We start from the raw sequence: 16,662 nt of genomic DNA on the forward strand, positions 1-16,662 counted from the left end.
TTTTTTATAAATTATGAGATTATTATTACTCCTGCGAAACGCGTGGGTCCATTTCTCCCATTATTTGTATCATTTCCTCAAACTTCTTGTTCGCATAAGTACTATCGATGTCCATAGCATAAGGCAGAATACCTCTTTGTAAGCTTAAGTCTGTTGATAACTGATTATGCTCCGCGTCTGTTAAACCACCTAACCCAACTTTTTGAACCTTGGCGTTCATGGTTTTGATTCGATTCTCGATAGGCGTATAATACTCCTTGAAGTACTCTAAGGCTTTAATAGTATCCTTTTCTGTCTTTAGATAGTAATCAATCAAACCAGATACAGAATACTGCTCCTGCCCCAACAATTGCTGCATTTCATTGTACACAGACATTCTATCATATTCATTTAATGATTGATAGTAATCTCTTTCTTGGGTGATACGATTTTGTAAGAATGTTTGTAATTCTTTTGCTTTCTCGTTTTCACCTAATTTATTGTAAATCGGCACAAAGCTAAATAGGGTAATTCCTTCTGAATAGCGCTGATATGGAATCTTCTCCTGAATTAAGTCCATGATTTCTTTAGCCTTATCATTTTTCCCTTCTTTGATTAATGCTTCTGCCGTACGAGCTACTGCATTTCTATAAGTCAAAATATTGTTGGTACTCGTTGGATCAAAGTAAGCTTTAGGATGGTTGTAATTTGCCCACTCATAGTTCTTAATTTGTTTATACATATCATCTGCATTAATGATACCTCTCTCTCCATATTCAGAACCACCAGATTTGATTGGAACTAACTTATAAGTAAAGCCTTCAAATTGTAGGTAATCGTTCATATAGAAGATATTTACATCATCATACAAACCACCACTAGAGAAATAAACTCCACGTGTCCAGTCATAATTAGCTAGCATATCTAGCATGAACAATTCATTTTTATAGCTAATCTGTTGACCTTTTAAGTTAATCACCAAGTTCGGAACAATTTGATCCGCATATTTTTGATCAACAATACCATGTTTTAAAACATTTTTCTTATTTACAGGAACAATAATTTTCTTGGTTGGTAACACATTATCGATACCGGCATTAAAAGCCATTTTAAGCTCAGCAACCAAGGCTTTTTTAGCAGGATTATCTCTATCAAGAATCCAGTTCATGGCCTCTTTTGCTGTCATTCCATTGTCTACATAAGACTGCATAGAAAGCATGTGCTGATATAGATTAGGATTGTTTTGTTGTGCGTAGTTTTTAATCTGCTCCATTAAATCCGGAGAAAGTAAAATAATACCTTCGTTCACGCCCATTTTGTAATCATCTGGCGTCATTTGGGTTTTAATCGCATCGGCATTATAAGTCTTACGCTGTACTTGTGAAATATTCCAAGGAGAACCTAATAAAGTAAAGTTCGCAATCTTAACATCGTCTCTAAACAAGGTTGTTTCCTGTAATCCCCATAATGGATAAGTATCATTATCACCATACACGAAAAGTATGGCGTCCTTATCTAAATTCACCAAGTAATTATGCGCTAAATCGTGTGCAGCTCTACGCTCACTTCTATCATGATCTTCCCAGTTTTGAGAACCCATTAATACAGGTGCAATCAAAGTTAGAGAAGCAACGCCCATAGCAGCTTTCGCGGATACTCTATCTTTTAATAATGTATAAATCGCCAAGACACTCATTCCTACCCAAATCGAGTAAACATAGAAGGAAGAAACTACTGCATAATCTCTCTCACGTGGTTCAAAAGGCCTAACGTTGGTATATAATAGAATTCCAACTCCAGTTAATAAAAACAGGGAAATCAAGGCAAAAGTTCGACCAAAATCTCGATTGAACTGGAAGGAAAAACCAATTAAACCTAGGATTAAAGGAATCCCAAAATATACGTTTCTTGATTCTGTATCTTTAAAATAGGTTGGCAAATCCTCTTGATTTCCACCTACAATTATATTATCTATAAAGTTGATCCCTGTAATTGCATTTCCTTTGGTAACCTGCATATTACCTTCAAAATCGTTTTGACGCCCCATAAAGTTCCAGCCAAGATATCTTAGGTACATATAACCGATTTGATAGCTCAAAAAGAACTGAATATTCTGCCCCAATGTTGGCTTTTTATAAGAAACTTGTTGCTCTCCTGTAGCAGGATTGTAGACTTGAATCTCTTCTGGAGGTCCCATGATTGCCTTATAGTTTTCAATTGCTTGTGGATTATACATCCTAGCAAATGGACCGATATGATCTTTGTTGTAAACATACTCGGTTCTTCGTCCTACCACTTCATACGTTCCTCTTCGAACGTCCTTTTTATAAATAGGACCATTATCAATCATTTTATAAGAACCATCTGGATTGGTTTCAACACCATTAGGATCAATATGAGCCGTATATAGAGGACCGCTAAACACAGGCCAGTCACCGTATTGCTCACGGTTAAAGTAATCTAATAAACCAATCGCGTCATCTGGATCGTTTAAGTTCATGTGAGGATTAGCATTAGCACGAATCGGAATTACCAACCATGCACTAAATCCAATCAGCATAAACATAGTAGCTAAAATGAAAGTATTCACCGTCGCCCAACCTCTTTTCTGGGTATAAGTTAAACCGAAATAAAAGATAGCAGCAAATAAAATAATAGTCACTAAGAATCCTGAATTGAAAGGTAAGCCTAGTTCATTCACCATAAAAATCTCTAGATTCCCCACGAAAGACATGGTGGTAGAGAATATGATTTTAAAGACAAATACAAAGATGGCTAAAGTAATCACATTGGCGATTGCAAAGGATTTCCAAGTGAAATCATAATGTCTAAAATAGTAGATATAACATAAAGCAGGAACCACCAAAATTGCCATTAAGTGAACTCCAGTACTGAGCCCCACCAATAGAGCAATTAGAACAACCCACTTATTTTCTCGGTATTTACCCGCGTCGTTTTCCCATTTACAAGCTAACCAAAGCATGAGTGCCGTAAACATGGACGCCATAGCATAAACCTCTCCTTCTACTGCAGAGAACCAGAATGAATCTGAGAACATAAAAGCCGCTGAACCAACAACTCCTGTAAGAATTAAAGCCCATTTATTGCTTCCTTCGATCACATCATCATTAGATGTCATCAAGATTCGGCGAGCAAAGTGTGTGAGTGTCCAGAAAAGGAATAGAATGGTAAGTGCACTACAAATGGCCGACAAGGCGTTGATTAAAATGGCATAAAGCGAACCATCTCCAAAAGCCAATCCAGACCATACCGCACCAATCAATTGAAAAGTAGCCGCTCCGGGCGCGTGGGTTACCCCTAATTTAGCAGAGGAAACAATATACTCTCCTGCATCCCAAAAACTCAACTCTCTTTCCATTGTGAGTAGATAGACGCATGCAGCGATAGCAAACATCACCCAACCCACAATATTATTCAATTTCTTAAAACTCATACTAAAAATTTACCATGCGAAAATAAGGTTTTTTTTACTATTAAGTTTTGGGCATGGAACGAATCTAAAAGTTTATGATTGTTTTAAGAATTAATAAGTTAACAAAACTACTTATAAGCGGTTTTTGAAGGAGTTCAACTCAATCTAGGGTGTAGATTCGAGCTTATTTAAGAAATAAATTAATTCATGCTCAAATACATCAATCGGAATTCTATGTTCTAATCGATTTTGCCAATGAATCTCCATCGGAACTTCTTTATCAAACTCTCTGGTAAGGAAGTCAAAAGATTTTTGAGGTGGCACATCTTCATCTCTAGCACCCAAAACAATTTGCAAAAACTTGGTTCGCGGCGGTAAATCCGGTATGTACTTCATGTAATGCCTAAAAGGCAAAGCTGGATTGAACAACAAGGCTGGTAATTGTTTAACTCCAGAAAAATAATAACCTCCTAATCCACCTGCACTCGAACCCACAACCATGTCAACTTCATAGCTGTCTAATAATTCTTGTAGGGCATTGGGATTCCCTTCGTAGTCCACTTGGGGCGCAAATATTTCTAGTTCATACTTTTCGAGAACTTCTCTCCTATCTTGGTGTAAGGTGCTATTAAGCCCATGAAGATATAATACTTTATTCATTGAGTAGTTGACTATTTTTTAGTTGAATTAAACATAATTAATCGTGTCATCGACACCTAAAGTTAGAGCAGAGTATTCTTTTTGCTTCGTAAACGGATCTAGATAAAAATCAACTCTACCTAGGTATAATCCAGCCCATCCCACTTGATTCACAATTACAGTTTGTCCGGCTGCATTCTGAACTTCCACAGGATTCTTTAAGAAAGTATGTGTATGTCCACCAATAATCAAGTCAATATCTTTTGTGGCTTTGGCCAATTTCATGTCTGAAACCTTAGAAGACTCACCATAATCGTATCCTAAATGCGAAAGACATATGATTAAATCACACTTTTGAGCTTTCAAATCACGCGTCACATCTTTAGCTACTTCAATTGGGTCTAAATATTTAGTTTCCTCAAAATACTCTTTTCCCACCAAACCTTCTAATTCAATTCCTAAACCGAAAATTCCAATCTTAACACCATCTCTTTTTAAGATTTTATAAGGCTTAAAATGACCTTCTAAAATGGTATTGCTAAAATCGTAGTTGGCAGAAACAAAATCAAACTGAGCATGAGGTAATTGTTTTTTCAATCCAGCTAAACCATTATCGAAATCGTGATTTCCAATGGTAGCTAAATCATACCCCATTTTAGACATTAATTTAAATTCTAGCTCACCGCCATAGAAATTAAAATATGGAGTTCCCTGAAAAATATCTCCGGCATCTAACAACAAGACGTTTTTTTCTTGGGCTCTAATTTTATCAATTAATGCAGCACGGCGCGAAAAACCACCTTTGTTGCTATATCGTTCATCACTCGATGGTTCGAAAGGCTCGATTCTACTATGCTGATCGTTGGTATGTAATATCGTTATCTTTTTGGTTGGCGTTTTAGCCAATAAATCAACCGCTGGCATGGCCACTAAGCCTGTTGCTAAGGCTGATTTCTGTATAAATTTTCGTCTACTTATCACTTGAATGGGTTTATGCGTGGGTTAATTTTATAAATATCTTGGATTCTGATTTACCTGAATCGTATCAACTTTTTCAAAATGCTGAATGAACATATCTCTTAACTTGATTTGAAGAAATTCAACTTCAATGGGATCTAAAAAGAAAGTCATTTGATCTCCACCTTTCTGAAGATAATCATTGGTAAGTACGCGGTAGTTTTTACTCTCATCGATTAATTCTCCACCAACCATAATTTCTTTATCCTCGGATTCCTTTTTAAAACTAATTCCTGCAATCGGATGATTTCTTGGAGTTAATCTTAAGAAATCCACCATTTCCATCAACTTTGTTCCGGTCATGGTTACCACTACAGCTTCATTTTCAAATGGCATTAATTCATACATAGAACGAACGCTCAAATCACCTTTTGTAAAAGATCTTCTTAAGCCTCCTCTATTCATCAAAACCACATCGATTTTCTCATTTGGATGACGTTGAGAATAGATTTTATTCCCCTCTTCTAACATTAAATCTGTGATTAAATTCCCCAAAGGCGTGTTCATTCCTTTGTAGCTTAAATCCACGGGCGCATAGGTAAGAACTCGATCGAGCTCATTGGCCATTTGAATTTTATAAGGTTCAATCAACTGATTTAAATCTTCTCTTTCCTCGAGGGAATCCGAAATAAATATTCGTTCAACCTTCGAGTTTTGAACTTGATATACTTTATGCGAACAAGCATAGAAGCCTAAAATTAAGACCACCGAAAGCATGAATCTTAACTTAAGCACAGGCGCTGTATTCATATAATTTTGAATTATTTATTAAGTTTTAATTTAGGAAATGTCTTATGATTAGATTCTAAAAATATTTTTCCTCTAACCAAACTTTGAATCAAACTTTGCATTTCCTCTACAAACTTTAATCTTAATTGGGTTGAATGATAAATGATGCTCACTTCTCTTGTTGGAACAGGCTCTTTGAAGTTCTTAATATATTTTTGATCTTCTTCTTTTAATTCTTCTGCCTGTAATAAAGGTAGAATCGTCATCCCAAAGCCGTCTTTGGCCAACTTAATTAAAGTATGAAAACTTCCACTGTCTACAGCAAGTGAATTTAATTTATCAGCCTGACCATTGTTGAAAATATTACAAATGCTCAGCACATTGTTTCTAAAACAATGACCTTCTTCTAATAACAATAAATCTTTAAGCTCTAAATCCGTCTCACTGATTTCATCTTGATTACTCAATCGATTTCCTGGAGGGACAAAAGCAACCATAGGCTCGTGATACAATGGCATTTCAATAATGTCATCATGGTTTAATGGCGTAACCGCAATACCAAAGTCAATTTTGTCATCTGCCAAAGCTTCTAACATTTCTTCGGTCTTTAATTCTTTGATAGACAAACTGGCATTTGGAAATTGAGTTTTAAAATTCTTGTAAAACATTGGAATTAAAGTCGGCAATACCGTTGGAATAACGCCAATTACAAATTCACCTTCTAAACTATCGCGTAAATCACCAATCATGTGGCTCATGCGTTTAGCTTCGCTCAAAATTGTTTTAGCTTGGTCAATAACTTTCTGTCCCACCGCTGTGATTTTGATCGGGTGCGTACTCCTATCGAATATTTCAATGTCTAATTCCTTTTCTAATTTTTGAATCTGCATACTCAAGGTCGGTTGCGTCACAAAAACTTTCTCTGCTGCCAAAGTAAAATTCTTACTTTCGGCTACTGCCAAGACATATTCTAATTGGATGAGTGTCATTTATAAATAATTTTGATAAAGATATTAAAACTTATGAATGCGAACAATAGACTTTGCCACAATTCTTGCAATATTAGAAGTAATTGATTAAATTAGAAGAACAATAAAAAACTAATAATATGACACTTACAACTATTGGATTGAAAGAAAATCAATCAAAGGATTTAGTAGAAAACTTAAACGAATTATTATCAAACTTTCAAGTTTATTATCAAAACCTAAGAAGTGTTCACTGGAACATTAAAGGTGAAAACTTCTTTGCGTTACATGATAAATTTGAGGAAATGTACACTGAAGCTCAAGTTCAGATTGACGACATTGCTGAGAGAATTTTAACCTTAGGAGAAACTCCATTACACACTTACGAAGATTATTTAGCAAATTCTAAAGTTAAAGTTGCTAAAAACGTATCAAAAGACTCTGAGTGTGTGAAAGTTATTTTAGACTCAATGAAAGAGTTATTAATTATCGAGCGTGAAATTCTTAAGAAATCAGATGAACTGAATGACGAAGGTACTAACGCTATGATGAGTGATTTCATTGCTGGACAAGAAAAAACAGCATGGATGCTTAACTCATGGTTAAATAGAGCTATCTAATTCATAGCTTTTTAGTAAACACAAAAAACACCTTGCTATGGCTAGCAAGGTGTTTTTTTTATTCTGTAATAACAACATCAGAATTTTAAATCCCTCTTCAGTTCCTTAAACTTCAAATCGAGAACTGCGAACTGAGAACCGTGAACCCTGAACTCTGAACTGCAAACTAGAATCTCAGCAACACACTTCCCCAAGTAAATCCACTTCCAAAGGCAGCTAAACAAACTAAATCACCTTTTTGGATTTTACCTTGTTCAGCGGCTTCGCTTAAAGCAATTGGAATACTCCCAGCTGTTGTATTTCCGTATTTTTGAATATTATTAAATACCTGATCATCACTCAAATTCATTCTTTTCTGAATAAACTGACTGATTCTTAAATTCGCTTGATGTGGAATTAACATTTTTAAGTTTTCTACACTTTCTCCGGCATCTTCAAAAGCTTCTTGAATAGCTTCTGGGAATCGAGTAACGGCGTGCTTAAACACAAAGTTACCATTCATGTGAGGATAGATTTTCTCGATTTCAATTTTAAAATCTTCATCTAATAAGTTATCCGCCCAACCATATTTAGTTCCAGGGAACTGCATCGTCAACTCTTCAGCGTATTTACCTTCTGAATGCATATTACAACTTAATATACCTCGAGACTCATCATCGGATGCACCCACAATAGCTGCTCCAGCACCATCTCCGAAAATAACTGAAACTCCTCTTCCTCTAGTCGTCATATCTAGCCCAAAAGAGTGATTCTCCGCACCTACGACTAAAATGTTTTTATACATGCCAGACTGAACATAGGCATGTGCAGTAGATAAAGCATAAATAAACCCAGAACATTGATTTCTAATATCCAATGCTCCTACCGTATCTATACCTAAATATTCTTGTAATTGAACCCCACAACCAGGGAAGTATAAATCTGGGCTTAAAGTCGCAAAAATGATAAAGTCAATTTCATTTTTATCTATACCAGCATTCTCAATAGCTTTTTGTGCAGCTTTGAATCCTAATACAGATGTTGGTTCATCACCATCTCTTCCTACATGACGCCTTTCTACGATTCCGGTTCTCTCGCGAATCCACTCATCGTTGGTGTCCATCAATTTAGCTAAATCGTGATTGGTGACTACATTTTCTGGGACATAATGTCCTAAACCTTTTATAACTGTTCTCATCTGTATTTCTATCGAAAAAACAAATGTAAAGGATTATTTTTAAGAATTTAAAAAATTAAGTCAATTAAATTATATAAGCATCATTAATTTCGCATTTTAGCAATCGCCATTTCCCAAAAACGAAAGAAAAGAATCCCGAATAATACACCAATTAAAGTACCTGATGCTATATCTAGTGGATAGTGTACTCCGATATAAACTCGGCTAAAGGCAATCGCTCCTGCCCAAACTAATAAAACAGGTAAAACCCATTTGCTTTGCCTAAAAATCATTCCTACAAATACAGCTACCGCAAAGTGGTTGGTTGCATGTCCTGAAAAGAATCCAAATTGACCACCACAAGTGTCTCTCACTAAGCGCATATACGGAAGAAGCTCCATATTTTTACATGGTCGTGGTCGTTGAATTAAAATATCTTTGTAGAATCTAGAAATCTGATCTGTAAATAATATCATTAAGCCAGCTAAAGCTAAGGTGATCATCAATTTTTTAGCTCCGAAATTTTTGTAAATAAAAAATGCAAATACTAAATATAAAGGTATCCAAGATTTCTTATTGGTTATGAACAACCAAAAGGCATCCCATTGAGATGTTCCTAGATTATTAAGGTATAAGAATAAATTTTCGTCCCAAGAGATGAAATCCATTATAGTCTTTTTCGGGTGACAGGTCCAACGGCATCGTCAATCTCTTTTTTAGCTTGATTGATTTCCGTTTCTATTTCTTGTTGTGCTTTTTTGATATCCTTAGAAGGGTCTACCTTTTCGGCACTTTCCATTACCTCACGTTTAATTTCGTCGGTGGCTTCGCGCATAGCACGTAAACCCTCGCCTAAACCACGAGCAATTTCTGGAATCTTTTTAGGTCCAAAAACTAAAACAGAAATCACAAGAATAATGGTAATTTCTTGAAACCCTATAAAAGAAAAAACTGTGAATATCATAGCGCAAAGGTATTAATTTTTTTAGATGCAAAAGTCTTTTTTTAAGTAGAAAGCAAAAAGATTACAATGTACTTAGTGTTAAAGTTCAAAAGTGAATTTTAAGCTTAGAGTTTTATCCTTTTATAAGCACTCAAAACTTATTTTAATTTAAATTCACCAATGCTCTCGTCTTCAATGACTAAAAACCAAGACTTCTAATCGGAAACTTAAAACTTATTTTTTGGAAGGATTTCTTTCTTCTTTTTTCTTTATATTTGTTCTCGAATTATGAGTGATTACATTGTTTCTGCGAGAAAATATAGACCACAAACTTTTGATCAAGTTGTTGGCCAAGAGGCTATTGTTACTACTTTAGAACATGCCCTTGCAAGCAATAAGTTGGCTCAAGCCCTACTTTTTTGCGGTCCGCGTGGTGTTGGTAAGACGACTTGTGCTAGAATTTTAGCACGAACCATCAACGAAACCGACAATCCCAACGATGACAATGATTTTGCATTCAATATATTCGAGTTAGATGCTGCATCTAACAACTCGGTAGATGATATTAGAAACCTAATCGATCAAGTTCGTTTCCCTCCACAAGTTGGAAATTATAAAGTATTCGTTATCGATGAGGTGCACATGTTATCAACCAGTGCTTTTAATGCTTTCCTTAAAACATTAGAAGAACCACCTGCGCATGCTATCTTTATATTAGCTACTACAGAAAAGCATAAGATTCTACCTACGATTCTTTCACGTTGTCAGATATATGATTTTAAAAGTATCGGTATTCCTGATATTAAAAATCATTTAGAGAAAATCGCGAAGAAAGAAGGGGTTACTTATGAGGATGATGCCCTACATTTAATTGCTCAAAAAGCAGATGGTGCTTTACGTGATGCTTTATCTATTTTTGATAGGCTCGTTACTTTTGGTGAAGGAAGTTTAACCCTAGAAGGAGTTGCCGATACCTTAAATGTATTGGATTATGATACCTACTTCGCTATTACCGATGCTTGTCTAGAAAATAAAATCCCTGAAGCTTTACACATTTTCGATAAGATTCTAAGAAAAGGTTATGATGCTCAGCTGTTTATATCTGGTTTAGGAGGTCATTTTAGAGATTTATTGGTTTCTCAACATCCGCAAACAATTGAATTGCTAGACGTTGGAGAGAAAACCAAAGTTAAATACATTGAACAAGGTAAAAAGTGTACGCCTCAATTCTTGATGGATGCATTAGATATTTGCAATCAAGCTGACATCAATTATAGAGCTAGTAAGAATCAACGCTTAACAGTAGAAATTGCTTTAATGCAAATAGGATCGCTTACCCAACAAGGTCAGCCTAAAAAAAAAAGTATAGCATAATTCCGTCTTATTTATTTAAGACTGAAAAAGCTAAGCCTACTGCTCAACCAAAAGCAAAAACAGAAACCCAAGCACAAGCAACATCAGCGCCTGCTTCATCAACGTCTGCCACAAAACCTGTAGCAGCAACAACTGATGAGAGTACAAAAACGGCCACACCTCCTCCACCTGTTACCAATAAAGCTAAGGAGAAAAAGAAATACTTTAGACGTCCAGAAAAATCTATTTTCTCTATTCGTCAGAATGTGGTTGAGGAACAAGAGAAAGAAGATGAGGAAAGTTTAGACGATATCGACTATAGCTTACCACAAGATAAATTCTCGGATGATGAGTTTAAATTATTTTGGGACGCTTATAAAGCTAAGCTTCAGAAAAAGAACAAGCCTTTGTTCAATGTCTTAGATACGGTGAATTGGCGCATCGACGAAAAACATCATGTTCACTTAATTTTCGATTCTAGAATGATGCTTTTAGAGTTCGAAAAGAGCAAAGAAGATTTCGTTAAGAAAGCTAGAAAAAAGCTAAACAACTATGCTTTGTTGGTGGTGAGCGATGTAAGTGAGGAAACTCAAACCGTCAACCATATTAAAACCAGAAAAGATATTTATCAAGAGTTTGTAGAAAGAAATCCAATGGTAGACAAACTTGCTCAGCAATTAGGTTTAGATATTGAAAACGAACCTGGCTAGGACTAACTTTACTCTCATTTTCAATCGATAGAATTAAAGCGTATTAAAATTAGCTTTTCATAATTTTCACAGGATTCTATTTTAAAAAAGATAAGTTTCATTCAGTAATAAGATAAAAGTCATCTTTAATAGGTCTTAATAAGTGAAATAGGTCAATTTTATATTTAAAAATTCATAAATAGTTTTTATATTGGTGTTCGATATCGATTTCAACCATCGAGATTATACTTTATTTTACTCAAAATTTAAATTTATATGGAAATTACAAGGTTATTTGATTTTCTAACTCACCAGTTAGAGAACAATCCTTTGCCAGATGCTTTGGTATCTAAGACTTCGGGAGCTTGGGTTAAAACTTCTACACAAGAATACCAAGATCAAGCTAACCAAATAAGTCGTGGACTACTAAGAATGGGCATTAAGCCCGGCGATCATATAGCATTAATCACCACTACCAATCGTACAGAATGGAATATTATGGACATCGGTTTACAGCAAATTGGTGTTATTTCGGTTCCAGTATATCCTTCTATTTCCCCAGAGGAATACGAATATATATTCAATCAAGCTAAAATCTCTTTTTCATTTGTTTCTGATAAAGAACTTTATGAAAAGATGATGAAAACTAAACCCAATACACCTGATTTAGTGGGGGTTTATACTTTTGACGAGGTGGCAGATGCTCCGAATTGGAAGGAAATTCTGGACATGGGTGAAGATGATAGTAATCAAGGTGAGGTAGATGCTATTAAGGATTCAATTAAAAATGATGATGTAGTAACGATTATTTACACATCAGGTACTACAGGTAAACCAAAAGGGGTTGTATTATCCCATAACAATATCGTTTCAAACGTTTTAGCTTCAAAAGAACGTGTTCCTGATATGGGAGATAATGCACGTGCTATGAGTTTCTTGCCGATTTGTCACGTTTTCGAACGTATGTTGATCTATCTATATCAATACAACGCGATTCCTATTTATTATGCCGAAAGTATAGAATCTATTGGTGATAACTTAAAGGAATTGAAACCAACGGTAATGACGGTAGTACCTCGCTTGGTAGAAAAAGTTTATGCTAAGATATACGATACAGGATCGAACGCAGGTGGTATTAAAACTAAATTATTTATGTGGGCATTAGATCTAGTTAAAGATTTTACGCCTTACAAAGAGATGCCTTTCATGTGGAAGCTTAAATACAAATTCGCATCGGCTACCGTCTTCAAGAAATGGAGAGAAGGTGTTGGTGGAAATATGGTTTGTATGGTTTCGGGAAGTGCTAAATTATCACCAAGATTAAATCGTTTGTTCTGGGCTGCTGGAATTCCGATTATTGAAGGTTATGGACTTACAGAAACTTCACCTGTAATCTCTGTTAACTCTATGGATCCTAAAGGATTTGCTATTGGAAGTGTTGGTTCGGCTTTAGACAAAGTAGATATTCGAATCGCTGAGGATGGTGAGATTCAAGTGAAAGGACCGAATGTATTCCAAGAGTATTATCAACAACCAGAAAAAACGGCTGAAGTATTCACAGAAGATGGTTATTTCATGACGGGTGATATTGGAGAAATCAAGGATGGTTTATTATTCATTACCGATAGAAAGAAACAAATTTTCAAGACCAGTGGTGGTAAATATGTTGCTCCACAGATCATTGAAAATGCCATGAAGGCGATTCCGTTTATTGAGCAAATCATGGTGGTAGGTGAAGGTCAGAAAATGCCTTGTGCTATCATTCAACCTAACTTTGATTATGTTAGAGAGTTCATCAAGCGAAACGATCTTCCATTTGACAACCCAAGCAACGAAGAAATTGCAAATGCTCCTTCTCTTAAGAGCTTGATCGAAGAGCAAATCAAAGTTGTGAACAGGCAATTCGGTAAATGGGAACAAGTGAAGAAATTTGAGTTAACTCCTGATGTTTGGACGATTGAAGATGGTTTATTAACGCCGACTTTAAAGCATAAGCGTAAAAACATTCAAGAGAAATATCAAGACTTGTATGATAAGATGTACGACGAGACTTATTAATTAAATCTTAAGTAATTCGTATCAAATAAATAATAAAAAAATGAGCTGGTTTTACCGGCTCATTTAAATTTAAAGCCAACTGAAAAATTAAAATCATGAGCAAAAAACATATTGTAGTATTAACCGGTGCAGGAATTTCCCAAGAAAGCGGAATTAAAACCTTTAGAGACTCCAATGGACTATGGGAAAATCATGACATTATGGAAGTCGCTTCCCCAGAAGGTTTTAGAAGCAATCCTGAATTAGTGTTGAATTTTTATAATCTAAGAAGACGGCAGTTACAAGAAGTTGAACCCAATGCAGCACATCTTTTCTTAGCTGAATTAGAAAAGCATTATGATGTTTCGGTGGTTACCCAAAACGTAGACGATTTACACGAGCGTGCAGGGAGTTCTAATATCATTCATCTTCATGGTGAACTTAAAAAAGCACGAAGTGTAGCCGATGAATACACCACTTATGATCATCCAGGAGATTTAAATCTAGGTGATTTAGCACCAGACGGACATCAACTGCGTCCACATATTGTTTGGTTTGGCGAAGCCGTTCCAGAAATGTCTCGTGCCATGGAAGTTACTCGCAAAGCCGATATTTTACTCATCATCGGAACTTCTATGCAAGTTTACCCAGCGGCAGGATTAATAGATTTTGTGGATAGCGATGTTCCAATTTACATTGTCGATCCAGAAAAAGTTCCTCAAAGTGGAAATTCTCGTGTAACGCACATCCAAGAAAAAGCGGTAAAAGGCTGTGAAAAGCTGAGAGAAATATTATTAAAGGAATGAATTTCCAAAATCTTTAAAAAAATATTTTTCTCGTAAAAAATTGATTTCAAAACGCTTACAAATGGCTTTGTTAAAAAATCAGAATTTTTCTTAAAAATTGGTGGATTTGATTTGGCTTTAACAAAAATATTCTCTTATATTTGCACCCGCTTGATACGATAAACGAGCGATGATTAAAGGAGAGTTGGCAGAGTGGTCGAATGCGGCGGTCTTGAAAACCGTTGAGGGTCACACCTCCGGGGGTTCGAATCCCTCACTCTCCGCAAAAGGAAACCCTAACATTAGTTAGGGTTTTTTTATTTCCATTAATTTCTAAACAAATTCAAGTTTCAGAAATCCTCATTTCATCTTATCTCATCTAGAAATATTCTTTAACCTAAAAAGAGGTTTTAATTCCATAAAAAAACTCACATAAGTCAAACCTATGTGAGTTGTTATATTTCTATCAGAAATGATTTAATGCTTAGAGAAGCATTCTTAAGCTATGCTAATTACCAATCTTTTTCCTGATTCAATTTTCTGATTCCATAATTGCTCTATATTTTCAATAGAATCTACTACCAAATCCATTTTTAATTTACCTTTTGCAGCCAAGTCAAACATTTTTGGTAATACTTCTTGACTTAACGAAGCTAAATCATCTGGCGATAAACTACCAAATCCTGAACCTAGAATCTCAATCGCAGAACTTCTTAAGATACCAGAAGGCAAACTAATCGTTTCTCCTGCCATAGATCCTACGCTTACAATACGTGTTCTATGAGATTGATGATCGAGTCCTCCACCCTTTAAAGCGGTTAGAATTAATTCTGCAGGCTTTCCCCATACATAATCAATCACTAAATCAATCGGCGTTGCTGCGTGTACTTTTTTCAGTTGCTCTACAATGGCATCGTCCTCTTGTTTTAACGAGATAATTTGATCTGCTCCAAGTTCTAAGGTTTTCTCTAAACTTTCTTGATTCCTTCCGGTAGTAATGATGTTTTCAGCGCCATAGTATTTCGCTACTTGCACCGCTAAAAGTCCTGTTACGCCCGTTGCTCCATTGATTAAGACATTTTGCCCTGGCTTAATTTCTCCTCTTACTTTCAAGGCCATTGCCGAACCTAATACCGCATTTGGTAAAGCTGCCGCTAAATCATCGTCTAAACCATCTGGTATCACCGTATATTTATTTTTATCGATAATAGCTTTCTCTGCTATCATACCCGAAATGCCTTGTGCATAAACACGCGTACCGTCTTCTAAAACTCCTACGCCGTCCATTCCTACCACCACTGGCAATTCGGTATAGCTTGCATAGTGCGTTCCACCGGCTCTTAATTTATCTAAATTCTTAACTGCCGCTGCTTTTACATCTAGCAGTACTTGATTTTCATTTTGAATCTCCGGATCTGCAAAGTCCATATATTTTGGTGCTTTGCCCAACTCTTCTAAAACTGCTGCTTTCATAGGCTTATATTTTAATTTTCTTTTATCTAATCTTAACGAAAAAGAGGCAGTAAATCATGCTGCCCCTTCTCCTACTCTAAATTAATTATGAATACTTAATAATTATTATATCGATTTCTTCGAAAGCAAATAATCTACTGAGTACTTTCCTGCGCCAATTAATCCTACTGCTGCAAACATAGCCGCAAAAAGTGTTGGCAATTCTTGTCTAGCAAGAGGATCATCAGCATGTACAATTAAAGCTGCTACCAACATGGTGAAAATTAATGGAATCACCGCAAAACGTGTTGCTAATCCAATGATAAGCAAAATAGCACATAATACTTCAGCAAATACGGCAAGCACTAAAGATACTTCTTGACCTAATCCAATCGGATCTGCGAACTGAATAGGTTCTCCACTAAATAATGCTTCCATTTTTCCCCATCCGTGGGTTAACATAAATACACCTGCAACTAAACGTAATATCAACATGGCAATACTCACACTTTCGTTGCTAAGGCCAGGGTTTAGAAATCTGCTTAAATTTTGTTTCATCTATTATTATTTTTTAAGTACGTCTTGAATATCATCTAATTTTTTGAACATTGCCGCTGCAAATGGACATAATGGAGTAATTTTAATTCCTTCTTCTCTTGCCCACTCTACGATTTTGTAAAGCATTTTTTTACCAACACCTTGTCCTTTAAATTCTGGTTCAACTTCTGTGTGGTCGATGATAATGTGATCCTCACTAGGTTTTCTAAATGTCATAGCTCCAGCTCTTGCTTCGCCTTCTCTAGCCATTGCATAACCTCTATTTTCTTTTTCTCTGATAAATACTTCCATGATAATTGTTTTT

General features: G+C 35.7%; 17 protein-coding genes and 1 tRNA gene. 6 read left to right on the forward strand and 12 right to left on the reverse strand.

Annotation, left to right across the window (positions count from 1 at the left end):
• Window positions 1-25: 25 nt before the first annotated feature.
• From NLM59_RS01610 to NLM59_RS01630, 5 genes are all read right to left on the reverse strand, one after another.
• Entirely contained in the window at window positions 26-3,433 is a 3,408-nt protein-coding gene (locus NLM59_RS01610) for a glycosyltransferase family 117 protein (RefSeq protein ID WP_304415991.1), read from the reverse strand.
• Window positions 3,434-3,577: 144 nt separating this feature from the next.
• A complete protein-coding gene (locus NLM59_RS01615; protein ID WP_304415992.1) occupies window positions 3,578-4,072 on the reverse strand; it encodes an alpha/beta hydrolase family protein in 495 nt (164 codons plus the stop codon).
• 27 nt (window positions 4,073-4,099) lie between these two features.
• Entirely contained in the window at window positions 4,100-5,029 is a 930-nt protein-coding gene (locus tag NLM59_RS01620) for a bifunctional metallophosphatase/5'-nucleotidase (RefSeq protein WP_304416115.1), read from the reverse strand.
• A 30-nt stretch (window positions 5,030-5,059) separates the two neighbouring features.
• Window positions 5,060-5,818: a 5'-nucleotidase C-terminal domain-containing protein gene (locus tag NLM59_RS01625; RefSeq protein WP_304415993.1), complete on the reverse strand. Its 759-nt coding sequence runs from the start codon at window positions 5,816-5,818 to the stop codon at window positions 5,060-5,062.
• 11 nt (window positions 5,819-5,829) lie between these two features.
• Entirely contained in the window at window positions 5,830-6,786 is a 957-nt protein-coding gene (locus NLM59_RS01630) for a LysR family transcriptional regulator (RefSeq protein WP_304415994.1), read from the reverse strand.
• Window positions 6,787-6,905: 119 nt separating this feature from the next.
• Here NLM59_RS01630 and NLM59_RS01635 point away from each other — a divergent pair, with 119 nt between their 5' ends.
• Window positions 6,906-7,385 carry a Dps family protein gene (locus NLM59_RS01635; protein ID WP_304415995.1) on the forward strand — a complete coding sequence of 160 codons (480 nt, stop codon included), beginning with the start codon at window positions 6,906-6,908 and terminating at the stop codon, window positions 7,383-7,385.
• A gap of 166 nt (window positions 7,386-7,551) precedes the next feature.
• On the opposite strand, the gene NLM59_RS01640 is transcribed toward NLM59_RS01635, so the two are convergent.
• From NLM59_RS01640 to NLM59_RS01650, 3 genes are all read right to left on the reverse strand, one after another.
• A complete protein-coding gene (locus tag NLM59_RS01640) occupies window positions 7,552-8,562 on the reverse strand; it encodes a 3-oxoacyl-ACP synthase III family protein (RefSeq protein WP_304415996.1) in 1,011 nt (336 codons plus the stop codon).
• Window positions 8,563-8,645: 83 nt separating this feature from the next.
• The gene (locus NLM59_RS01645; RefSeq protein ID WP_304415997.1) at window positions 8,646-9,209 is read right to left on the reverse strand and encodes a phosphatase PAP2 family protein; all 564 of its coding nucleotides are present in this window, start codon (window positions 9,207-9,209) and stop codon (window positions 8,646-8,648) included.
• Window positions 9,209-9,505, reverse strand: a complete 297-nt coding sequence (locus tag NLM59_RS01650; protein WP_304415998.1) for a Sec-independent protein translocase subunit TatA/TatB — start codon at window positions 9,503-9,505, stop codon at window positions 9,209-9,211. The genes NLM59_RS01645 and NLM59_RS01650 overlap by 1 nt, the downstream gene beginning before the upstream one ends.
• A gap of 267 nt (window positions 9,506-9,772) precedes the next feature.
• On the opposite strand from NLM59_RS01650, the gene dnaX reads away from it, so the two are divergent.
• The gene (gene dnaX, locus NLM59_RS01655; protein WP_304415999.1) at window positions 9,773-10,858 is read left to right on the forward strand and encodes a DNA polymerase III subunit gamma/tau; all 1,086 of its coding nucleotides are present in this window, start codon (window positions 9,773-9,775) and stop codon (window positions 10,856-10,858) included.
• 43 nt (window positions 10,859-10,901) lie between these two features.
• Here dnaX and NLM59_RS01660 read toward each other — a convergent pair whose 3' ends face one another.
• On the reverse strand, window positions 10,902-11,036 hold the full coding sequence (locus NLM59_RS01660) for a hypothetical protein (RefSeq protein ID WP_304416000.1): 135 nt from the start codon (window positions 11,034-11,036) through the stop codon (window positions 10,902-10,904).
• A gap of 67 nt (window positions 11,037-11,103) precedes the next feature.
• On the opposite strand from NLM59_RS01660, the gene NLM59_RS01665 reads away from it, so the two are divergent.
• From NLM59_RS01665 to NLM59_RS01680, 4 genes are all read left to right on the forward strand, one after another.
• A complete protein-coding gene (locus NLM59_RS01665) occupies window positions 11,104-11,547 on the forward strand; it encodes a hypothetical protein (protein WP_304416001.1) in 444 nt (147 codons plus the stop codon).
• Between the two features lie 255 nt (window positions 11,548-11,802).
• Entirely contained in the window at window positions 11,803-13,584 is a 1,782-nt protein-coding gene (locus tag NLM59_RS01670; RefSeq protein WP_304416002.1) for an AMP-dependent synthetase/ligase, read from the forward strand.
• A gap of 95 nt (window positions 13,585-13,679) precedes the next feature.
• Window positions 13,680-14,369 carry an SIR2 family NAD-dependent protein deacylase gene (locus NLM59_RS01675; protein WP_304416003.1) on the forward strand — a complete coding sequence of 230 codons (690 nt, stop codon included), beginning with the start codon at window positions 13,680-13,682 and terminating at the stop codon, window positions 14,367-14,369.
• A gap of 178 nt (window positions 14,370-14,547) precedes the next feature.
• A tRNA-Ser gene (locus NLM59_RS01680) sits at window positions 14,548-14,632 on the forward strand.
• Window positions 14,633-14,846: 214 nt separating this feature from the next.
• On the opposite strand, the gene NLM59_RS01685 is transcribed toward NLM59_RS01680, so the two are convergent.
• From NLM59_RS01685 to NLM59_RS01695, 3 genes are all read right to left on the reverse strand, one after another.
• Window positions 14,847-15,821, reverse strand: a complete 975-nt coding sequence (locus NLM59_RS01685) for a quinone oxidoreductase family protein (RefSeq protein WP_304416004.1) — start codon at window positions 15,819-15,821, stop codon at window positions 14,847-14,849.
• A gap of 105 nt (window positions 15,822-15,926) precedes the next feature.
• Entirely contained in the window at window positions 15,927-16,358 is a 432-nt protein-coding gene (locus NLM59_RS01690) for a DoxX family protein (protein ID WP_304416005.1), read from the reverse strand.
• Between the two features lie 6 nt (window positions 16,359-16,364).
• Window positions 16,365-16,649: a GNAT family N-acetyltransferase gene (locus tag NLM59_RS01695; protein ID WP_304416006.1), complete on the reverse strand. Its 285-nt coding sequence runs from the start codon at window positions 16,647-16,649 to the stop codon at window positions 16,365-16,367.
• Window positions 16,650-16,662: the final 13 nt, after the last annotated feature.

The sequence above is a fragment of the Profundicola chukchiensis genome (assembly GCF_029664245.1).
Lineage (GTDB): Bacteria > Bacteroidota > Bacteroidia > Flavobacteriales > Weeksellaceae > Profundicola > Profundicola chukchiensis.